Source organism: Candidatus Borrelia fainii (assembly GCF_027925085.1).
In the GTDB taxonomy this organism is placed as follows: Bacteria; Spirochaetota; Spirochaetia; order Borreliales; family Borreliaceae; genus Borrelia; species Borrelia turicatae.
On record NZ_AP027070.1, the window covers coordinates 380,190 to 401,533 of the forward strand.

General features: G+C 27.8%; 19 protein-coding genes and 3 tRNA genes. 15 read left to right on the plus strand and 7 right to left on the minus strand.

Annotation, left to right across the window (positions count from 1 at the left end):
• The first annotated feature begins 6 nt into the window (after positions 1 to 6).
• Positions 7 to 2,142, plus strand: a complete 2,136-nt coding sequence (locus tag QMG63_RS01660) for a coiled-coil domain-containing protein (protein WP_281861120.1) — start codon at positions 7 to 9, stop codon at positions 2,140 to 2,142.
• A gap of 2 nt (positions 2,143 to 2,144) precedes the next feature.
• Here QMG63_RS01660 and ligA read toward each other — a convergent pair whose 3' ends face one another.
• Entirely contained in the window at positions 2,145 to 4,151 is a 2,007-nt protein-coding gene (ligA, locus tag QMG63_RS01665; RefSeq protein WP_281861121.1) for an NAD-dependent DNA ligase LigA, read from the minus strand.
• A 215-nt stretch (positions 4,152 to 4,366) separates the two neighbouring features.
• Between ligA and QMG63_RS01670 the strand changes: the two genes are divergently transcribed.
• Genes QMG63_RS01670 through QMG63_RS01695 form a run of 6 tightly spaced genes read left to right on the plus strand, consistent with a single transcriptional unit; the run spans position 4,367 to position 9,586 of the window.
• Positions 4,367 to 4,747 carry a response regulator gene (locus tag QMG63_RS01670; protein WP_281861123.1) on the plus strand — a complete coding sequence of 127 codons (381 nt, stop codon included), beginning with the start codon at positions 4,367 to 4,369 and terminating at the stop codon, positions 4,745 to 4,747.
• Positions 4,748 to 4,757: 10 nt separating this feature from the next.
• Positions 4,758 to 5,177 carry a flagellar export chaperone FliS gene (gene fliS / locus QMG63_RS01675; protein ID WP_281861125.1) on the plus strand — a complete coding sequence of 140 codons (420 nt, stop codon included), beginning with the start codon at positions 4,758 to 4,760 and terminating at the stop codon, positions 5,175 to 5,177.
• The gene (locus QMG63_RS01680) at positions 5,167 to 5,565 is read left to right on the plus strand and encodes a hypothetical protein (protein WP_281861127.1); all 399 of its coding nucleotides are present in this window, start codon (positions 5,167 to 5,169) and stop codon (positions 5,563 to 5,565) included. Before fliS ends, QMG63_RS01680 begins: the two co-directional genes overlap by 11 nt.
• Positions 5,562 to 8,321 (plus strand): DNA polymerase I, encoded by a 2,760-nt coding sequence (polA, locus tag QMG63_RS01685; protein ID WP_281861129.1) that lies wholly within the window; start codon positions 5,562 to 5,564, stop codon positions 8,319 to 8,321. Before QMG63_RS01680 ends, polA begins: the two co-directional genes overlap by 4 nt.
• Positions 8,300 to 8,896, plus strand: a complete 597-nt coding sequence (coaE, locus tag QMG63_RS01690; RefSeq protein ID WP_281861131.1) for a dephospho-CoA kinase — start codon at positions 8,300 to 8,302, stop codon at positions 8,894 to 8,896. The genes polA and coaE overlap by 22 nt, the downstream gene beginning before the upstream one ends.
• On the plus strand, positions 8,897 to 9,586 hold the full coding sequence (locus tag QMG63_RS01695; protein ID WP_281861132.1) for an SPOR domain-containing protein: 690 nt from the start codon (positions 8,897 to 8,899) through the stop codon (positions 9,584 to 9,586).
• On the opposite strand, the gene QMG63_RS01700 is transcribed toward QMG63_RS01695, so the two are convergent.
• The 6 genes from QMG63_RS01700 to QMG63_RS01725 form a co-directional block, all read right to left on the minus strand.
• The gene (locus QMG63_RS01700) at positions 9,569 to 10,933 is read right to left on the minus strand and encodes a xylulokinase (RefSeq protein WP_281861134.1); all 1,365 of its coding nucleotides are present in this window, start codon (positions 10,931 to 10,933) and stop codon (positions 9,569 to 9,571) included. The genes QMG63_RS01695 and QMG63_RS01700 overlap by 18 nt on opposite strands.
• A gap of 4 nt (positions 10,934 to 10,937) precedes the next feature.
• A complete protein-coding gene (locus QMG63_RS01705; RefSeq protein ID WP_281861136.1) occupies positions 10,938 to 12,158 on the minus strand; it encodes a ribose-phosphate pyrophosphokinase in 1,221 nt (406 codons plus the stop codon).
• 177 nt (positions 12,159 to 12,335) lie between these two features.
• Positions 12,336 to 12,968: a hypothetical protein gene (locus tag QMG63_RS01710; RefSeq protein WP_281861138.1), complete on the minus strand. Its 633-nt coding sequence runs from the start codon at positions 12,966 to 12,968 to the stop codon at positions 12,336 to 12,338.
• 93 nt (positions 12,969 to 13,061) lie between these two features.
• On the minus strand, positions 13,062 to 13,595 hold the full coding sequence (locus QMG63_RS01715; protein ID WP_281861140.1) for a tetratricopeptide repeat protein: 534 nt from the start codon (positions 13,593 to 13,595) through the stop codon (positions 13,062 to 13,064).
• Positions 13,596 to 13,657: 62 nt separating this feature from the next.
• Positions 13,658 to 14,737, minus strand: coding sequence for a hypothetical protein (locus QMG63_RS01720; protein WP_281861142.1), 1,080 nt, complete (start codon positions 14,735 to 14,737; stop codon positions 13,658 to 13,660).
• Between the two features lie 189 nt (positions 14,738 to 14,926).
• Positions 14,927 to 15,154, minus strand: coding sequence for a KTSC domain-containing protein (locus tag QMG63_RS01725; protein ID WP_025375539.1), 228 nt, complete (start codon positions 15,152 to 15,154; stop codon positions 14,927 to 14,929).
• Positions 15,155 to 15,594: 440 nt separating this feature from the next.
• Between QMG63_RS01725 and fusA the strand changes: the two genes are divergently transcribed.
• The 8 genes from fusA to QMG63_RS01765 all read left to right on the plus strand — a co-directional run bounded on the left by fusA (position 15,595) and on the right by QMG63_RS01765 (position 21,329).
• Positions 15,595 to 17,670, plus strand: coding sequence for an elongation factor G (fusA, locus tag QMG63_RS01730; RefSeq protein ID WP_281861148.1), 2,076 nt, complete (start codon positions 15,595 to 15,597; stop codon positions 17,668 to 17,670).
• 12 nt (positions 17,671 to 17,682) lie between these two features.
• The gene (locus tag QMG63_RS01735; protein WP_281861150.1) at positions 17,683 to 18,378 is read left to right on the plus strand and encodes a Bax inhibitor-1/YccA family protein; all 696 of its coding nucleotides are present in this window, start codon (positions 17,683 to 17,685) and stop codon (positions 18,376 to 18,378) included.
• A gap of 79 nt (positions 18,379 to 18,457) precedes the next feature.
• Positions 18,458 to 18,817 carry a bactofilin family protein gene (locus QMG63_RS01740; RefSeq protein ID WP_281861152.1) on the plus strand — a complete coding sequence of 120 codons (360 nt, stop codon included), beginning with the start codon at positions 18,458 to 18,460 and terminating at the stop codon, positions 18,815 to 18,817.
• Entirely contained in the window at positions 18,807 to 19,442 is a 636-nt protein-coding gene (locus tag QMG63_RS01745) for a tetratricopeptide repeat protein (RefSeq protein WP_281861154.1), read from the plus strand. Before QMG63_RS01740 ends, QMG63_RS01745 begins: the two co-directional genes overlap by 11 nt.
• A gap of 51 nt (positions 19,443 to 19,493) precedes the next feature.
• Positions 19,494 to 19,567, plus strand: a tRNA-Lys gene (locus QMG63_RS01750).
• A gap of 96 nt (positions 19,568 to 19,663) precedes the next feature.
• Positions 19,664 to 19,736: transfer RNA gene (locus QMG63_RS01755), tRNA-Lys, on the plus strand.
• Between the two features lie 7 nt (positions 19,737 to 19,743).
• Positions 19,744 to 19,816 (plus strand) — tRNA-Glu (locus QMG63_RS01760).
• Positions 19,817 to 19,895: 79 nt separating this feature from the next.
• Positions 19,896 to 21,329 (plus strand): hypothetical protein, encoded by a 1,434-nt coding sequence (locus QMG63_RS01765; protein WP_281861156.1) that lies wholly within the window; start codon positions 19,896 to 19,898, stop codon positions 21,327 to 21,329.
• The last annotated feature ends 15 nt before the right edge of the window (positions 21,330 to 21,344 follow it).

The window sequence follows — 21,344 nt, forward strand, 5'->3', positions numbered from 1 at the left end:
GTGTTTATGGGTAAAAAGATACTTTCAATGCTCTCTAAAACTTTTATGTTGCTCTCTTGGACATTACTTTTTGGAGAGTCTAAAAAAAATATAACTCACTATATAATGAATCACTCAAAGGTTTATATTCCCAAAGAAGACTTAAGTGAAGATTTTGACAATGAAGAAGAAATAATTTATCATAAGAAAAATGAAATTTTAAAAGATAACAACTTAAATTCACCAAGTAAAAAATCAGATAAATTTCAAGTTTCAGAAAAACTTCAAGTATCAGATAACAGAAAAGCAAGAAATAATATTTTAACAAATGAAGAGTTACAATATCCACAAAGTTTAAACACAAAAAATTTTTACTCAGAACAAGAAAATATAGATGATTGGTTCATAAAAGACATAGATAACTTAAAACTTAGAATTGAAAACTATGAGAAAAAAATAGAAAACCTTTTAAGTCACAAAAATATAAAATCAATAAAAAAAAAGAATGAAGAATACGAAATTTTAACAAAAAGTTTAAAAGAAATCATTGAAAAGATAAAAAATCTAATTAACATAAAAGAAAATTTATTGAATCATGCCCTTCAATCAAAAAACAATCATTACAACAATGATCAAGAATATGAAGAAAATCAAAATGAATATATATCAAATGAAGAATACAATTATCCACCTGAAAAAAACACATATGATATACATGCTCAAGAACAGGAATATTTCAATTCAGAAACCCAAATCCTAAGTGACCTGGATTATAAAATCAATAACAACAAAGACACTATTAACAATAATACTCACAAATTAAGTGAACTGGATTATAAAATCAATATCAACAAAGACACTATTAACAATAATACTCATAAATTAAGTGAACTGGACGATAAAATCAATAACAACAAAAATACTCTTAACAATAATACTCATAAATTAAGTGAACTGGACGATAAAATCAATATCAACAAAGACACTATTAACAATAATATTCACAAATTAAGTGAACTGGTTGATAAAATCAATATCAACAAAGACACTATTAACAATAATACTCATAAATTAAGTGAACTGGACGATAAAATCAACATCAACAAAGACACTATTAACAATAATATTCACAAATTAAGTGAACTGGACGATAAAATCAATATCAACAAAGATACTCTTAACAATAATATTCACAAATTAAGTGAACTGGACGATAAAATCAATATCAACAAAGACACTATTAACAATAATATTCATAAATTAAGTGAACTGGTCGATAAAATCAATATCAACAAAGACACTATTAACAATAATACTCATAAATTAAGTGAACTGGACGATAAAATTAATATCAACAAAGACACTATTAACAATAATATTCACAAATTAAGTGAACTGGACGATAAAATCAATATCAACAAAGACACTATTAACAATAATACTCATAAATTAAGTGAACTGGATGATAAAATCAATATCAACAAAGATACCTTATTAGCATTTCAAAAAGAATTAATAGACTTAAAAAATAATCATGATACTAGCTTAGAAAATATCGAAAATAATTTATCTTCAATAGAAAAAATAATCAATGCACTAAAAGACAAGATTGATAAAAATACAGAATTATATGAAGAAAATAAAGATAAAATTCAACAAAAGCAAGACAAAATAAATATATTAGATGAAAAATTAACGAATAATAAAAATGTTATTTTAACACTTAAAGAAGAATTTGCAAAATACAAAAATAAAGACCTCTTTACACACGACAACAGGGAATCACAATATACAAAAAAGGAATTTTATCCTAACAATGAAAAAACAACAAATAAAAGCACTGTAATAAAAACTGCTGAATTTACAATATATCCAGATACACATTCAAACAATTATAATTTTAAAGATCAAAGCAATGAGTTTGATTTTAAAAAATCTAACGGATATTACATTGAAATAGAACCAACAAAAAATTTATATAGAGCACAAGAAATTTACAAATTAATCCCAAAATATAATGTTAAAACCCATTTTATTAACCCATCACTCAAATATAAAGAAAAATTTTTCAGGAACTTAATAAAAGTAGAACATACAAATGAGATAGGAACTCTATATAAAAACTTAGCATCTGAATTTAAAAAGATAAGAATAATAAAATAAATTTAATTATCTAAATCCACAAAATCTTTAATATCAGAAAGACCAAAGGTTTTAATTCCCAAATTATTGGCTTTTTTCAATTTTATTCCAGGTTTCTCTCCAACAAGTAAAAAATCTAAACGCTTAGTAACTGCTCTATTGAAAATAGCACCTTTTTTAGTAATCTTTTCAATAAGAACATTTCTAGAACACCCTTCAAAAGAACCTGTAATACAAAATTTTTTGCCAAATAAAAAAGAATCATCCACAGCACAATTAGTATTACATTCTTCCAATTTAAACCCTAATTCTTTAAAAAAATTAAACTTATCAAGAATAGTTTTATCATTAAACGCTTCAATAATATTTAAAGCTATCCTCTCACCTATTCCCTTAATCTTTAAAAGTTTGGCAAGAGCAGCCTCTTTATTTTTGCAAAGAGTACTAATTATATCAAACGAGTTTAAATTGTTATTAATTAAAACCAATATTGTATTTTCTCCAAGCTCTTTAATTCCCATACCAAGAAGCAACTTTCTAAATGGCCTACTTTTACTATCGCTAATTGAACGCTTTAAATTATCTATTCTCTTAAGATCAAAACCCCTTAAATTAATAAGTTTATCAAAATTAAAAGTATAAAGATCAATCTCCGAAGATATAAACTTCATTTCAAAAAGGAACTCTATTGTTTTCACTGAAAGTCCTACAATATTCATGCATTTCTTACTACAAAAATATTTTATCTGTTCAATTATTCGATAAGAACAATGTTTATTTACACAAAAAAGATGTGCACCCTCTTTAATTAAAGCCCTTTTACATGAAGGACAATTACTAGAAATTTTAAAACTACCAATCGCAAGCTTTTCTACCACCAATTCAACAGAAGGAATTACATCTCCACGTCTTGAAATCGCAACAATATCTCCAACATTTAAGCCAATAGAGTCTATATAATCTTGATTATGCAGATTTGCATTAGTAATAAAAGCCCCCGCAACAAATACCTTCTCCACATGTACAACAGGAGTAATTTTGCCACTGCGGCCAACCTGAACGACTATGTCAACAATTTTACTTATGCCTGTGCAAGATTCAAATTTATAAGCTATTGACCACTTCGGATGATGAGAAGTACATCCTAAATTCTCTCTTAAAATAAAACTATCAACTTTCAACACAACACCATCAATTTCATATTCCAAAGAATTTCTTTGCATCTCTATCTCTTTAACATGATTAATAATTTTTTTTAAGTTTTTGCCATCAAAAAATTTACAAAAAGGATTAATTTTAAATCCAAATTTCTTAAGTTTATCAAACGCATCATGGTTAGTAGTCAATCCCAAACTAGAATTTAAAACATCATAAACAAAAATATCTAAAGGAAAATTAGCAACTTCTCTACTATTTATTCTTCTTAGTATACCTGAGGCTAAATTTCTAGCATTAAGATAAGGATTCTTTAATGTGTTATTCATTTTCAAAAAATTTTCCTTAGTAATATAAATTTCACCCCTCAATACCAATTCAATCTTTTCATCAATAGACAAAGGAATATTTTTGATTGTTCTAACATTCTCAGTAACATCATTACCAACCTTTCCATCTCCCCTAGTCAAAGCTCTCCGCAGTATCCCATCTTTATAATAGAGAACAATTGAACAACCATCAATTTTGGGTTCAACTGAGATGCCAGTATAAGCTCCCAAACTAGAACCTTCTAAGACCATTTTCTCAACCCACAACGATAATTTCTCAATATCATAAACCTTATCCAAACTTAATATAGGTAAAGGATGTGTAACCTCTTCAAAATTATTTAAAAGATCGCTTCCAAACTTAAGAGTGGGAGAATCCAAAGTTTTATATTCAGGATACTTACTTTCCAAATTTTGAAGTCTTAAAAGAGCTCTATCATAAATCAAATCACTCACACTGGGTGAAGAATCAACATAATACTCTTTATTCCATTTTTTGATATTATCTTTTAAACGTAAAATTTCATCTTCTATATCTTTGATCATAAATTTAATATTAAATCTACCCAGAATTCACATTATATTTTAACAAAATAATGTAAATAAAAATATAAATTTTCAAGGATAAGTTATTGAGTAATAAACTCATTCATTTTAAAATTTAAAGTAAAATAAAAAACAGATAATTATACATGATATCTTTATTTAGATTAAATGATATTTAATATGTTATCATGTTAAAATTAAGTAAGGAGTGGGGTTTGGAAAAAAATAAAAAGGCCTTGATAGTTGATGATTCTATTTTTATGCGAAAAAACTTAATCAAGATATTGAAAAAACTGGGCTTTGACGAATTTTTTGAAGCAGAAGATGGAATACAGGCTATTAAAGAATTCGAAAAACAGGAAAAAATTCATCTAATAACTCTTGATATAACAATGATGAACATGGATGGCATTACAGCCCTTGAAAAAATAAATGAAGTTAACAAAAAACTTGAACGAAAAATGAATGTATTGATGGTTACAGCACTTGGAAAACAAGAACTCATTGCAAAAGCTTTAGAACTTGGAGCAAAAGGATACATTACAAAACCTTTCAAAGAAGAGCAAATAGCAGAACAAATAAAAAAATTAAACTAGGAGAAAATCCTTGATAGCAAAAGAAGAAATCTATAAAAAGACACAAATCAATACATCAAGTCCTATATCAATATTGGTAATGCTTTACGAGAAAGCAATACAAGATTTAGAGATTGCCAAAGAATTTTATAAAAGTAAAGAGCCAACTAGTACAGCAAAAGCAGATGAAAAAGTTTACCATGCACAAGATATCATCATTGAATTAATGTCTACACTAAATTTTGAAGATGGTGGAGATATTTCAAATAACTTATTCTCAATATATTCTTTTTTAAACAAAACATTAGAAAATGTTACATTAGAAAAGAATAGGGATAATATTCAAGAAGTTTTAAAACACCTTAAAAATCTGCATACAGCTTGGAAAGCATTACTTAAAAAAGATAATAATATTATTAACAAGAAATTAGGAATCAATATTGTCAACTAATAGAATATTAAAAATATATTTAAAAGATTTAATACTTGAACTAAAAAAATTAAAAGCTATTCTAGAATTTGAAAATGAAGAAATCAATAAAGGAATGCTAAATACATTAAATATTACAAATCCTGCAAAGGATTTAATCTTAAATTCAATCAATAATTATTATATAACCATAAATTCATGGCTAGAGGGACAAAAACAAATTCAAGAAGAAATCAAAAAATTAATTGGGGACACTTGCTTGTTAAAAGAAACAATATGCATTCAATATCACAATACACACAAAACTTTAAAAAAGCTATTTGCTCAAAAGATAACAATACCAAAGATACAATTTTCTAAAACTCTCTTTAAATATAATAACCCAATTTTAGTAGATATAAAAATATGAAAGAAATTTACCTAATTGATGCTTTAAATATAATATTTAGAAACTATCATGTAATGAAAAACAATCCTTTAACAAATAACAAAGGGGAAAATGTTAATGCATTTATTGGATTTTTCAAAACTCTTTTTTTCATAATAAAAGAAAAAAATCCAGAAAATCTAATTGTAACTTTTGACTCAGAAACACAAACATTTAGACAACAAAAGTATCCAAGTTACAAAGCAACAAGAGATGCTCCTCCAGATAATTTAATTCCACAAATTTACTGGATCAAAGAAAGTTTAATAAAAGCAAACATCCCAATGTTCGAAATACAAGGATACGAAGCTGATGATCTTATAGCCAGCTTTGCAAAAAAAGCAGAAAGCAACAATTACTTAACTTATATTATTTCTCCAGACAAAGATTTGCTACAACTGATGTCGGCTAAAACCAAAATACTTAAAATCGAGAATAGTAGCTTTGTGGAAATGGATAATGATTATGTGATGAAAAAATTTGGAGTAAATAAATCCCAAATCAAAGATTATTTATCCATTGTTGGAGACAGAGCAGATAATATACCAGGCATCAAAGGAATTGGGGAAAAGGGAGCTGCTAAGCTACTAAATGAATTTCAAACATTAAATGGAATATACGATAATTTAGCTTCTATCAACAATAAATATAGAGAAATATTACTAAAAGAGAGAGAAAATGCCTTTTTAAGTTATGAACTTATCAGTCTTGTAGAAGATCTAGAATTGCCAGCACTTGAAGAATTTAAACTGGAAAATTTAAAAGAAGACATCCTTTCATTATTCGAAGAATATTCTGCAAAAACCCTAATTAAATCTTACAAGACTATATTAAAAAAAAGATATGCTACAAATCAAACACAAAAGTCGCTCTTTAAAACCAATATAAATCAAACAGACACAAAGATTTTACAAACAACAAAATCACATTCAAATGCTCTTAAAACAATATATGAAGAAAATATCAAATATGAAACAATATTAAAAAAAGAACAACTTGACTTACTAATAGAAAAACTAAAACAAGCAAACTATGTAGCAATAGATACAGAAACAACTTCGCTTAATGTCCATGAAGCACAAATCATAGGAATTTCGGTTTCATTTAAAGAATTTGAAAGCTACTACATTCCTATAGAAACTAAAGAAAAAAAAACTATTGAAAAAGAATACATAATCCAAAAATTCAATGAATTTTTTAAAACAAAACCTAAGTTAATTGGTCAAAACTACAAATTCGATTATAAAATACTTAAAAAACATGAATTTAATGCAATTCCACCTTACTTTGATACAATGATAGCAGCATATGTTATCGATCCAAACACAAAAGTATCTCTTGATTTTTTAGCAGAAAAACATTTAATGCATAAAAATATCAAGTATGAAGAAATAGTAGCACAAAATGGCACTTTAAAAGACATACCACTTGAGATGGTCTCCAATTACGCTGCTGAAGATGCTGATATTACTTTCAGGTTATTTAAAATTTTTACAAAAAAACTCAAAGAAGACAACCTTGAAAATCTAATGACAGATATAGAAATGCCATTTAACAATGTCATTACAGAAATGGAAGAAAATGGAATTTATCTCGATAAAGATTATCTAAGACAATATGGCTATGAACTTGACAAAGAATTAAAATTAATTGAAAATGAGATAATAAAAAGTATAGGTATTGAATTTAATCTAAATTCAACAAAACAACTACATACGGTCTTATTTGAAAGATTAAATCTAGTACTACCCCAAAATTTCAAGCGAGATTCAACAAACATTAAGGTACTAGAGACAATAAAAGAGCAACATGAATCTATACCAAAACTCATACAATATAGACAAATCGCAAAACTAAAAAATACATATACAGATAATTTAATAGAGTTTGTAAATGCAAAAACAAACAAAATACATACAAATTTCATACAAACAAAAACAGCAACGGGTCGCATTTCAAGCACCTCCCCTAACCTCCAAAATATTCCAATCAAAGATGAAAAAGGACGTAAAATAAGAGAAGCATTTAAACCTAAGAAAGGCAATATTTTTATTTCTGCTGACTATTCACAAATTGAACTTGTCATACTAGCCCACCTCTCAGAAGACGAATCACTAATTGAAGCATTTAAAAATAAAAAAGACATTCACATAAAAACAGCATCGAAACTCTTTAAAGTAGATGAAGAAAAAGTAACATCTTCCATGAGAAGAATAGCAAAATCAATTAATTTTGGAATAATTTATAGAATGTCAGCCTTTAGGCTCTCAAAAGAACTGTCTATTAAAAGAGAAGAAGCTCAAAAGTTCATCGATTCATACTTCAATCTTTATTCTAAAATAAAAACTTTTATACAAAATCAAATAGATTTTGTCAAAAGAAATGGATACAGTGAAACTCTTCTTAAAAGAAGGAGATATATAAAAGAAATTAATAGTCAAAATTACTCAGAACGCTCAGGAGCTGAACGAATAGCAATAAATAGTACAATTCAAGGCAGTGCATCTGATATAATGAAAATCGCAATGATTAAAGTATATAATGAACTTAAAAGTAAAAACTTAAAGTCAAAAATACTCTTACAAGTACACGATGAAATGCTAATCGAATCGCCCGAACAAGAATGTGAAGAAGTAAACAAAATAATCAAAGAAATGATGGAAAATGCCTATCCTTTAAAACTTCCTCTAAAAGTAAATATTGAGACTGGAAAATCATGGGGAGAAATTCATCGATAATTGGCATAACTGGTAGAATATCAACTGGCAAAGATACCGTTTCAAAAATCATTAGCAGTGAATATGGTTTTCACGAAATAAATGTAGATAAAATTGGACACATAGCCCTACAAGCAAAACAAGACACAGTAGTCAAGATATTTGGGAAACAAATATTAAATAATAAAAATGAAATAGAAAGAACAAAACTGAGAAATATTGTATTTAATGACAGGAAAAAACTAGAAAAATTAGAAGCAATAACACATCCCCTTATATATAAAGAAGTAGAACAAGTAATATTAAAGAAAAAATTTGATAAAATTATAATTAATGCTGCACTACTTTTTAAATTAGATCTTGCAAAATTCTGTGGGCATATATTTATAACAAAAGCAAATAATGAGATAATAAAAAAAAGACTCAGATCAAGTCGCAATATTGATGAAAATTTGATTATAAATATTCTTAAGTGTCAAAAAGATATTTTTTCAAATAAAAATATTCTAAATTCAAAAATAATAAATATAATTAACAATAAGAGCTATGAATATCTAAAAAATGAGATTAGGATAAAGATGAAAGAGGTAACATAGATGAGAGATTTTAATGAAAATAATAACAAAGGATTTTTAGTAGCATTAACTTCAATTGTAACTGTTTGTACAATTATATTTCTTGGAATAATTATTTTCTTTCCAAATAAAAACTTAGCCTCCGAAATCGCGGGTAAAAATATTATTTTACAAGAAACAAAAGATGAAAAAGTTATAGAAAGTGAAAATAATGAAGATACTTTAGCAATAACTGATAAACCAAATGAAATCATAATTGACCTTACACAAGATATCAAACAAGATAAAAGTTTCAATAGTAGCATAAACCAAAATAATAAAAAAAAACCACAAATCATAAATCAACACAAAACTACAAAAATACACACAAAAGAAGAAAAATTGCAAAAAACACAAACAATTGAAAAGATAAAGCAAGAAAACAAAAAAGAACAAAAACACAATAACTTTGAAAACAAATATGACCCTCGAAAAGAATACTACATACAATTTGCATCACTCTCAGATCCAATCTCTGCTGATAACAATATTCAAGAATTGATGAAATATAAAATAAATGCAAAAATTTATTCAGCAACAATAAACGATAAAGACGCCTATAGAGTCAGATCTGGACCTTACAAAACCATATCAGAGGCAAAACTCGATCTCAATAAAATATCAGGCTCAAGCAAGTTTAAGGATGCTTACATATTAACTATTAACAAATAAATTAAAATTAGAAACATACTTATGATATTTCTCTAAATAAACATCATGCATACTGGCACTAAAGGATATAACCTGTTTAAATTTAGCAAGCTTTTTAAATGCCTTATCCAAACTATTGAACTCTCCTAAGCAATAAAAAGCCAAGATTGCATTACCGATAATCTCGGCATGTTTAAATTCAAAAATCTTTAAATCTTTACCAAGAATATTCGCTTTTAGTTTATTTAAAAATAAATTATCTGAATTAGAACCACTAACAAAAATGTCTAAAACATCCCTTTTAAAAGATTTAAGCAAAAGTATTTTATTGTAAAAGGAAAAATAAGCGGCTTCAAGAATTGCAATTCCTATCTGTAAAGGATTATCTACTTTTCCAAAAATACCTTTACTCAAATTATCTCTTATTTGCGAATCTATTAAAATATGCTCAGAAAAAAGCTTCCTCTTGCTTAAATAAAAATAAACATTACCTGAATCATATACTCTAAAAATCTCTTCAAAAAATTCCTCAAATGATTTTTTCTTTTTAAAGAATCTATCTTTAAACAATTGCAATAAATATCCAGAAGGAACTATTCTTCCAATAACAAATAAATTATCTAAAAAATAAGGATACACCAAAGAAAAGTCTGACAAATATGCATCTGAGATAAAATTAAAACCCTCGCTTGTACCTGTTCTATTTGACACAATTCCAGAAAAGAATGCCCCACTTCCAATAAGCACGCTTAAATAATCTATTCCAGCATTAATTACTTCTATCCCACTATCAATGCCAAATTCAATACTAGCACTATTAGTAACACGACCAGCAACCTCTCCCATCCTTAAGAAAGGGGGAAATTTATTTGTGTCAAGATTATGTTCTCTTATTTCAATATCATTCCAAATAAAAGGGATATAAGACAAACTTGGATAGCTTGTAATCAAATTACCTGTAAGTAAATAAATAAAATATTCAAAACAAGATACAAAATATTTAACCTTATCATAAACTCCCCTCTCAACTGTGCTAAGCACAAAGGGTAAGAAAGATGATTTCCCTTTAAAGTTACCAACCATCTTAGAAGAATTCCAATGTAAAACTTCCAAAGGAACCAAATTTGAATCAAGAGCTATTAGACATGGAGAAATACCACTAATAGAAATACAATCTATTTTTTTATGCCTAAAATTAGAAATTACTCTCTTGAAAGCAAAAAGCCATATTTTATAATCAAAGTTTTCAAAATCAATATTGAAATGATCAAAATAATTTACATCAAAACTCTCTAAAACCCCATGATGAGAATTAATTAAAGCAGATTTTAAAGTACTAGTACCAATATCAATACTGAGTACATCCATAAAATTAACTCTTAGAAATCAAATTTTGAATGTCATGACTTCTATCAAGAATTTTTTGCAAACTAACCCTATTGTAAATGGCAAAAATTGCACCTGCAAAAAGATGTGCAACATTAGCTTCATAATACCAAGGTTTACTTATAAGTCTATCATCATGATACACAGCATTTGTCCCAATTATTTTATAAAAATAGCCTTCCTCATAAGCTTTATCAAAATATCTAATTGCATCTCCATTAAAAAATGGAAGACTTATTGCACATATAATCTTCTTAGCTCCCATACTTTTTAAAAGTTTCACAGCCTTAATTAAAGTTCCACCAGTAGCCAAAATATCATCACTCATAAAAACATTTTTACCCTCAACATCTCCCAAAAGTTTAGTAACAGAAATATTAGAATCGTTAACATTATGCGTTACTTTTGAATAATCTCTTTCCTTATAAAGCAAAGCTAAAGGCCTTTTAAGATTAGATGCAAAAAATTTGTTCCTATTAACAGCACCTGTATCAGGAGAAACAACTACCAAACTTGAATCTCTAATATCTATTAATTCAGCTAAAGCATCAAAAATTTCATAAGATGCATTTAAATTTTCAAAATACGTTTTTCTAAAAACATTTTCAATCGCTTTTGAATGAATGTCTAGTGTTAAAATATGTTTAACTCTCAATTCTTCTAAAAATCTCCCAAAAAGACTTGCTGTTAAACCTTCTCTTGAATGCTTTTTATCTTGCCTCGAGTAAGGATAAGAAGGAATGATAACACTAACAGAATTAGCCTTAGCCTGCATGCATGCATCTATTGTGGTCATCAAATTCATTAAATGATCATTAATCGTCATTACTACTTTTTCATTATTATTTACATTAACTGGATAAGTATTAGAAACATCTTGCACAATAAAAATATCTTTATTTCTTATGGTTTCTAAAATTTCTGCCTTAAATTCACCATTAGCAAACTTAACAAAGTTTACAGGAATTTCCACCGACTCATCAAATCTTAAGTTAGAAAATTCAAATCCTTCTAAAAAAGGAGACAAAACTTCTTCAAGCTTCAAGACATCTTCTTTGAAACAACTAGAAGTTTGCGAAATTTTTTCAATAACTTCACTCTCACTATCTAAAAATATTTTTTTAAGTTCTTCCATTATTTTATTTGCAAATACCCTTCCACCAGGACAAGCAATAATTCCTATTGATTTCTTAATAAGCAAACCCAATTTTCAAACTCCCTACTTCAAAGAGAAACTCTTTACTTTATTGTACATCAATACAAATAATTCACACAAGATTAAGGAAAATCTATAAAATTAAAACAGTAACAATTTTAATCATGAGCAAATTAAAACTAGTCAATGCAATAAACTTAAAAATGCAAAAATTTATTTATTATCCACCTAAATAACTTCAAACTCAAAACCTATGCCAAACTTAAAATCAGAAAATCTATTATTCTGAATATTCCAACAATAATATCCCTCAAGTACCAAAAAGGTAAATGTAGATCTTGCACCAAGATCCCAACCAAAAACATCATATTCATCCATGATGGAATCCCTAAAAGGGGTAGCCATATTAACTCTAGGCCCAGTAAATAATGCAATAGCTCCAATAAAAAAATCTAACCTTGTATAAATTCTAGATTCAATAGCTGCAATGAATGAAAAAATATCACTCAACCGTCCCTTACGATTAACATACCTCAATACATTAAAACTAAATCCAAGTTCAAAACCAAGTGAAAAAAAATCATCAAATTTTGCTCCCATTTGAGCATATCCTCCATAAGTTAAACCGGTCTTAGCAATGTTAACCATATCTGCAAAATCTGTAACGATTCTTTCTCTAGCCAAATCAGATATATTATTCTCAAGTTTTTCACCAATATATAAAGCTGTATTATAAAAGTTTGAAATAGTACTAACCGGAAAATCCAGACCAACCCCCAAATTAAGTTCAAAATCAACATCCGAGAAAGCATTACTTGTAATAAATATCAATAGACTTAAAAATAAAATCTTTATCTGCACAACACTTAAATCCCTCTAAATATTAAAATGAATTTACACATCAAAATCATTAAAAAATGAATACCAAAAGTAGCATAAAACAATCTTTAACCTTCAATCCTCCAAAACGGACGAGACTATCTCACTTGCATTAGAAGGAACTGAATATTTGAATTCCTTATATTTTAAAATATATTTCTTTGCGGTTTCCATGTCCTTCTTTAAATGATAAATATAAAAAACATTAAATAACGCTTCTTGATTAGCAGGTGCTATTTCCAAAGTTTTTAAATAAAATTTTAAAGCCTCTTCTAAATTTTCCTTTCTAAAATATAAATAAGCTTTTAAATTAATCAACAAAATATTATCCTGATCATTTTCCAATAAAGATTCAAGCTTTAATCCAGCCTCATCATATTTTTTCAAATTGATATAAGCCAAAATAAAATTATAAGTAGACGCACTATTCACATTAGAATCAAATTTAATAGCTTGTTCATAAAGCTCAACGGATGCCTGATTATTACCAAGGTCCTCATTTAATTTGGCAAGCTTATAATACTCACCTGAAATAATTTGATAATCTTTAGCAAGAGTTTTACAGGACAATACAAAATAAAAAAGAAAAAAAAATAAACTCTTATACATTAAAGTAAAATCCAAATACTAGACTAAAATAAACATTACAAATTTCAATCAAATATCAATAACTAAATAACTACCGGAATCTCAAATCCAAATCCAGCCCTTAAATCTCTATATTTAAAATCATTAATAGAAAATAATAATGATGATTCAAAACTAAGAAAGGCTAATCTCAATCTAAAACCTGTCTCAATAACATTAAAAGGATTGGTTACTTTGCCATGACCAATTAAATTCCCTGCATAAACAGGATCTACAACTAAAGATCTATCACCAAAACCTGAAAATAAAGTAGCTGCTAAATAATAAATATCATATTTTATGAATAATCTTGGCACTATCCCTGAAGACAACTTAACAGGATAGGAAGCCTTTAAAAGGTTTAAATTAGGAAAAATCATCCTTCCAAGATTTACACCAAATCCAAGTTCAAATCCATAATAAAAATTACTGGCAACAATAGGAAGACCAATTTGAAAATAACCCTGAAAACCAGTACTAAATAAAGGTGACAATTTTTGACGCAAAACATCATTTAAAACAGTCCCTGGTGTAGAAATTTCTTCATATAATCTCAAAAAATCATCTTGACTACTAATTCCAAATTCATTTAATTGACTAAATATTACTTCTTTTAACTCAATAGCGCGTTTTGCCGTTTCTTCTAAATCAACTAAGAGTTTTCTTATACTTGATCCAGTCTCACCTAATTTTTGAAGCGTAACCTTGTTGTTAAACTTACTCAATTCACGCAAAAATTTTCTCAAATCATGAGCATTATTCACAAGTGAGTCTAAATCATTTAAATCCTCCCCCTCCATATTATTCACCTGTGAATCTGGATCCTTTCTACTCTCAAACAGCCTAATGAGAAGACTTAAATTGTTTTGAAAAGAACTATATAAAGCAGCTGTACTGTCCTCAAATTCACTTAAACGATTAAAAAAACTATCTTGAAAATTTGCCAAGATATTAAACAATTCAAAACTTACCAATTTATCTAAAACTGTGCCAGTTTTTTTATTAAATAAAGAAAATGACTCAAGACTAATTTGTGTACTAAAACCCGCTGAGAAATATACAAACTTGGCATAAGATGTACTAAAAGATAAAAATAGTATTATAGTAATTAAAAATTTTTTCATATCCCAAGCCCTTGCAAAATAATTATGCTATAATAACATTTATTGCAAAAAAATACAATATAATTTTATTTTTTAAATCGAATTATATTGTCCTCCATTATCACTCCATTATCAATTTAAAAGAAAAAAATTAAGAAGAATTCCTATTCATTAAGAATCCTTCTTAAATAACTAAGTCAACAACTAAAATTAAAGCTTTTCCTGGTCATACTTATTAAATATATGTTCCGTTAAATATTTACCAACTGACCTCTTCTCTTGTACAAGCTTAGATATTATATTAAAGTGTCTTGGTTCAATCTTAAAATATTTATAGGCTCTTCCGTCCTTAAAAAATACAGAAAGTTCAGACAAAGCAGAATCATAATCAACCTGACATATTTTACTCAATTCATGAGATATTGTTAAAGTATTCAAACTTATATCCTCCAATGATTAATTCTTAGGAGTATAAAATATAAAGTAAAGAAAGAGTAAATTCATTAAATATTAAACATTAAACATTTTTAATCAATGAAATCAAAATTTACTAAATGATATATTCCTTATAATTAATTGTATAAGTTTAATATAATTTAGTCAAGCAAGTCCATAAATAACTAGACTTTCTCACAAGCTGCAATTAAAAAATAATTAATTAAATAATTAATTAAATTTAATAACACAAATAAAAAATTAAAATTTAATACAAAAAATCCCCTGCTAAAAAAGCAATTAAATACATTACTTAACCTTTTAGACAATAAAATTCCCTTAAGTCAAAATCAACCAAAACAGTTTAAAATAGACTTTTTTTAAAAAATCATGTAGAATATTTAATGTTCTAAGTATACATCACTCAGGAGGAAAAATATTCCATGGATTATAAAAAATTGCGCAACATAGGTATTAGTGCCCACATTGATTCAGGAAAAACAACACTAACAGAACGTATTCTTTTTTATTGTAACAAAATTCACGCTATTCATGAAGTAAAGGGAAAAGATGGAGTTGGAGCAACAATGGATTCAATGGAACTTGAAAGAGAAAGGGGTATTACAATTGCATCCGCTGCAACTCATGTTGAATGGAAAAACCATCCAATAAATATTATTGACACTCCAGGTCACGTTGACTTTACAATTGAGGTCGAACGTTCACTTAGAGTACTAGATGGCGCTATACTTGTTCTTGACTCTGTTGCAGGGGTTCAATCTCAATCAATTACAGTTGACAGACAATTAAAAAGATATAATGTACCACGTCTTGCTTTCATAAATAAATGTGACAAAACCGGAGCAAATCCTAACAATGTAAAAGATCAGCTTAAAGATAAGCTTGGTCTAAACTCAGTTTTAATGCAAATTCCAATAGGACTTGAAGATAAACATATAGGAGTTGTGGATCTTGTTTTAATGAAAGCCTATTACTTTGAAGGCAAAGATGGAACAGAAATTATAGAAAAGGAAATTCCTGCTGAGTTAATCAATGAGGCTGAAGAAAAGAGAAAAATAATGCTTGATGCTCTATCTGATTTTAATGACGAACTTATGGAACTTCATATGGAAGGAGAAGATATAGCTGTAGAGACAATATATGATGCCATTAGAACAGGTACTTTGGCTTTAAAATTTTGTCCTGTATTTATGGGTTCTGCTTATAAAAACAAAGGTGTTCAACTTTTACTTGACGCTGTAAATAGATTTTTGCCTTCTCCTCATGACATCAAAAATGTGGCTCTTAATTTAAACGAAGATGAAAAAGAAATTGAACTTAAAACTGATGAAACCTTACCAACTGTAGCACTAGCTTTTAAACTAGAAGATGGGCAATACGGACAATTAACTTATGTAAGAATATATCAAGGGATTTTAAAAAAAGGACAAGAACTAATAAATTCAAGAACTTCTAAGAAATTCAAAGTTGGAAGACTTATTAGAATGCATGCTAATAACACTGAAGATATTGAATTTGGAAGCAGTGGAGACATCGTTGCATTATTTGGGATAGAATGTGCATCAGGAGATACATTTTGTGACCCTTCAATTAACTATTCAATGACATCAATGTACATTCCAGAACCAGTAATATCTTTATCAATAAAACCCAAGGATAAAAAATCAGCTGATAACATGGCAAAAGCTCTTGCAAGGTTTACTAAAGAAGACCCTACATTCAAAACTTATGTAGATGCCGAATCAAAAGAAACAATAATACAAGGAATGGGTGAGCTACACTTAGAAGTTTACATTGAAAGAATGAGAAGAGAATTTAAAGCAGAAGTTGAAACAGGAATGCCTCAAGTAGCATACAGAGAAACCATTACAGACAAAGCCGAATTTAATTATACTCACAAAAAGCAATCAGGAGGTGCAGGTCAATTTGGAAGAGTTGCTGGATTTATGGAGCCACTTGAGAGTGAAGGACAAACTTATGAATTTGTCAATCTTATAAAAGGTGGAGTAATTCCAACGGAATACATTCCATCATGTGACAAAGGATTCCAAAAGGCTATGGAAAAGGGAACTTTAATCGGCTTCCCAATTGTCGGGCTTAAAGTCACAATTAATGACGGTCAATATCACGTTGTTGACTCATCAGATATTGCATTCCAACTTGCAGCAATAGGAGCATTTAGAGAAGCTTATAATAAGGCAAAACCTACAATACTCGAGCCAATAATGAAAGTTACTCTTGAAGGTCCAACCGAATTTCAAGGCAATATGTTTGGTCTCTTAAACCAAAGAAGAGGAATAATTTTGGGATCTGTTGAAGAAGGAAATTTTTCAAAAGTTGAAGCTGAGGTACCTTTAAGCGAAATGTTTGGATTTTCAACCATTTTAAGGTCTTCAACACAAGGAAAAGCTGAATTTTCAATGGAATTCCTAAAATATGGGAAAGTTCCAAGTGCAACATTTAATGAATTATGCAAAAAATTTAACGAACAAAAATAAGGAGGAATCATTATGTTTGAATTAACGCATGAAAAACAAGAAATAAGGATAAAAAACAAATTTTTGGCTCAGGTTTTTGGATTAATGGCAATTGGTCTTTTAATATCTGCAATATTTGCATACACAACATCTGAAAATCCTGCTATGCAAGCTATAATATTTGCAAATCCAATGTCATATATGGCAATGATACTTGTACAATTTGGACTTGTTTATGCAATAAGCGGAGCAATCGAGAAAATATCAAGCGGCACAGCAACAGCTCTTTTTCTAGGATATTCAGCTTTAACAGGAGTAACACTATCTTCTGTATTTATGATATATACTCAAAGTTCAATATTCTATACATTTGGAATTACTTCTCTAACTTTCCTTGCAATGTCCTTTTACGGATACACAACAAGCACAGATCTTACAAAAATGGGAAGCTATTTTATTATGGGATTATGGGGCATCATTATTGCATCTATTTTTAACATATTTTTTAGAAGTTCAGGTCTCAATTTTTTAATCTCAATTTTAGGTGTCATATTATTTACAGGCCTAACGGCTTACGATGTCCAAAATATTTCTAAAATGAATAGAATGTTAGAAGACGGTACTGAAATTAAAAGTAGGATGGCAGTTGTAGCCTCTTTAAAACTTTACCTAGATTTCATAAATTTATTCTTATATTTAATAAGATTTTTAGGAGAAAGAAAAGATTAAAAGCCAAAATACAAATTTAAAGCTAAAATTAAAGTAAAAATGAATGCTTAAAGTCAAGCATTCATTTTTAGGAGCCAAATTGAGCATAGATACTCTAGAATTTGAAGAAAACAATACCCAAAATGTTATAAAGGGTAATTTTGAATTTGAAGGATATATAGAAAGCAATAAACCAATAATCATTGAAGGAGTACTTAAAGGAATCATAAATTCTACAAGTTCAATATACCTAAGAGAAAAAGCTAATGTAGAAGCAAAAATCAAGTGTAATAATTTCCTAAATCATGGAACAATGAAAGGCAATGTAGAGGCTTTAGAGACAATAAAAATTTATAAAACTGGAAATTTGATTGGAAACATTAAAACAAAGGAACTCTTCATAGATTCAGGGGCACTCTTTAACGGAAATTGTGAAATGGAGGAAAAAAATGACAAATAAAAATTTTTACTCAAAAATAATTCTCATATTATTCTCATGTCTAAACCTCCTAAATGCACAAGAAAAAGAAGATTCGCTTCTACTCTACAGACAAGGCAAATTTCAAGAAGCTATTCTCAATACCCAAAACGAAATAAAATACAACCCAAATAATTTAGATGCAAGAGTAATACTTATATGGAGTCTAATAGCAACAGGCGAATACAAAAGATCAGAACTAGAATCCATCAAAGGACTTGAAATAAATAAGCATGATGTAAGAATAATCCAAGCATTAGGAGAAGCCTATTTTTTTCAAGGACAATATAAAAACGCTCTTAAAAATTTTCAAAAATATATTAGTCTTGAACCCAATGGAGCAAGAATAGCTAAAGTATATATTTTAACTGCAGATTCTTTTTACAAACTTGAAAGATATAATGAAGCTGATTTTGCATATGAGAATGCTTTAAGATTTTTGCCAAATAATCAAAACATATTATTAAAGCTTGCAAAAGCAAGATTGAATGCAAAAAATACAATCTTAGCAAAAGAAATTTTAACAAAACTGCTAATCTTAAATCCCAATCATTTAGAAGCAAAAAACCTGCTAAAAAAGATAGAAAAAAATAATCATAATCCTTGACATTATGTTTGTAAGCATTTATCCTATTTATTAGTTTATTAATAAATCATAGGGCTGCTAGCTCAGGTGGTTAGAGCATCGGATTCTTAACCCGCAGGTCACAGGTTCGAGTCCTGTGCAGCTCACTTGCATGGACGAAGCTAAGAATTTTGCTTATTTCAAGGTATTGACATACCATGAAATAAATGGTATAATTAACTTTGGTAAATTTAACTATTTAAGGGCTCATAGCTCAGCTGGTAGAGCATCGCCCTTTTAAGGCGAGGGTCGTAGGTTCAAGCCCTACTGAGCTCAATTTTTTGTCCTCTTCGTCTAGTGGCCTAGGACTCCAGGTTTTCATCCTGGCAACAGGGGTTCAATTCCCCTAGAGGATGTAAATAGAGAACTTCTTGAGGTTCTCTATTTTTCATTATTATATACAATTGTAGTAATTTATAATAATTGTATATAATAATGAAAAATATCCTAGTGGTATTAATTTTATTAACAAGTTTCTATGTAATATACGCAAACAACAAAGAAATAAAATTCCCGATCAACCATAACAATCAAAAAAAAATATACTATGATGAAAACAAAATAAATCACGTTGTACTAAATCTTCAGATCAATGAAAATGCAAGCATAGAAATCAACACTCAAGACAAAAATTACTCATATAATATTCCAAAAATCATTAATCAAGATAAAATATTAACAATAGAAATCAAAATGAATAACATCAAATCCATCAATCTAAATAACATTTTACTAAAAAATTCAAAGAGTAAAACAGCAAGATCAAATCCTCAGAAATTTAAAATATTAATCAGTCAAAATGAATATTTTATTAAATTTAATCTTAACAACAATATGTTTCCCATTATAGGCTTTAAAGCAAAAGAAATAATATTAACCCCCATGATCACAAACTTATGTTCAGAAAAAGAATCTCAAAAAATAGTATTATCTAATTTTATCAAGTACACATCACTAAACAATAAGAATGATGAAATAAAATCTACTAAAAACAACAATATGATTCAAATAAGCGAAATTGGATATATTGATATGAATGCTTACTATGATATAAACAAACCAATAAATTCTGATTTAAAATTCATTTTCAATTATAAAAAAGAAAATTACAGAAGGGATTCATTTGAGCTATTCAAGCTAATAGCAGAACCTGACATATATGTACTAAAATTCAAAAACTTAAACGATCAATCTTTAATGTTAAAAAGAATTGCATTTTTTATCGAAAAAAAAGGATTTAAAGGAATGTTATTATCAAACAATGAGCTAAAAAATAAAGTAGGATGGAAAGGTCACAATTACAGACTTAAAGATATAATTACGTTTTTCAACGTAGCACAAAAATCAAATATCAAACTAAATAAAGAAGAAATAATTTTAAAAAACTTAATTATAATCAACAAATTAGCATATATTGCAAACAATACAATTAAAATAAAAGACAAATCAAGAAATATTGCATTTGCAACTTATGCGGAAGATGAAAATATGTCAAAAACAGCTCAAATAACAATATTTATGCATGAAATTTTACACATGTATTTCTTTACAGACAATAATTTCAATAAAGCAATCTTTAATTTCTGGAATAAAAATGTCTCATCTAAAGACAAAAAATCCTGGATCAAATTCTTAGATAATAAAGGTTATGACGTTAAATCTCAATATTTAATAATAAACGAATTCTTCACCTATACCACTCAAATTTCAAAAAAAGATATTGCAAAATATTTAATTAACAGCAAATATTTTTCCAAATTTGGACTAAAGAGATATGAAAAATGGGCTATAAAATTAGAAGAATTATTATGGAAAGCAAAAGGAATAATAGCCGGGGAACTATTAATCCTTTTTGAAGACAAAATATGATATATGCTAATAAAA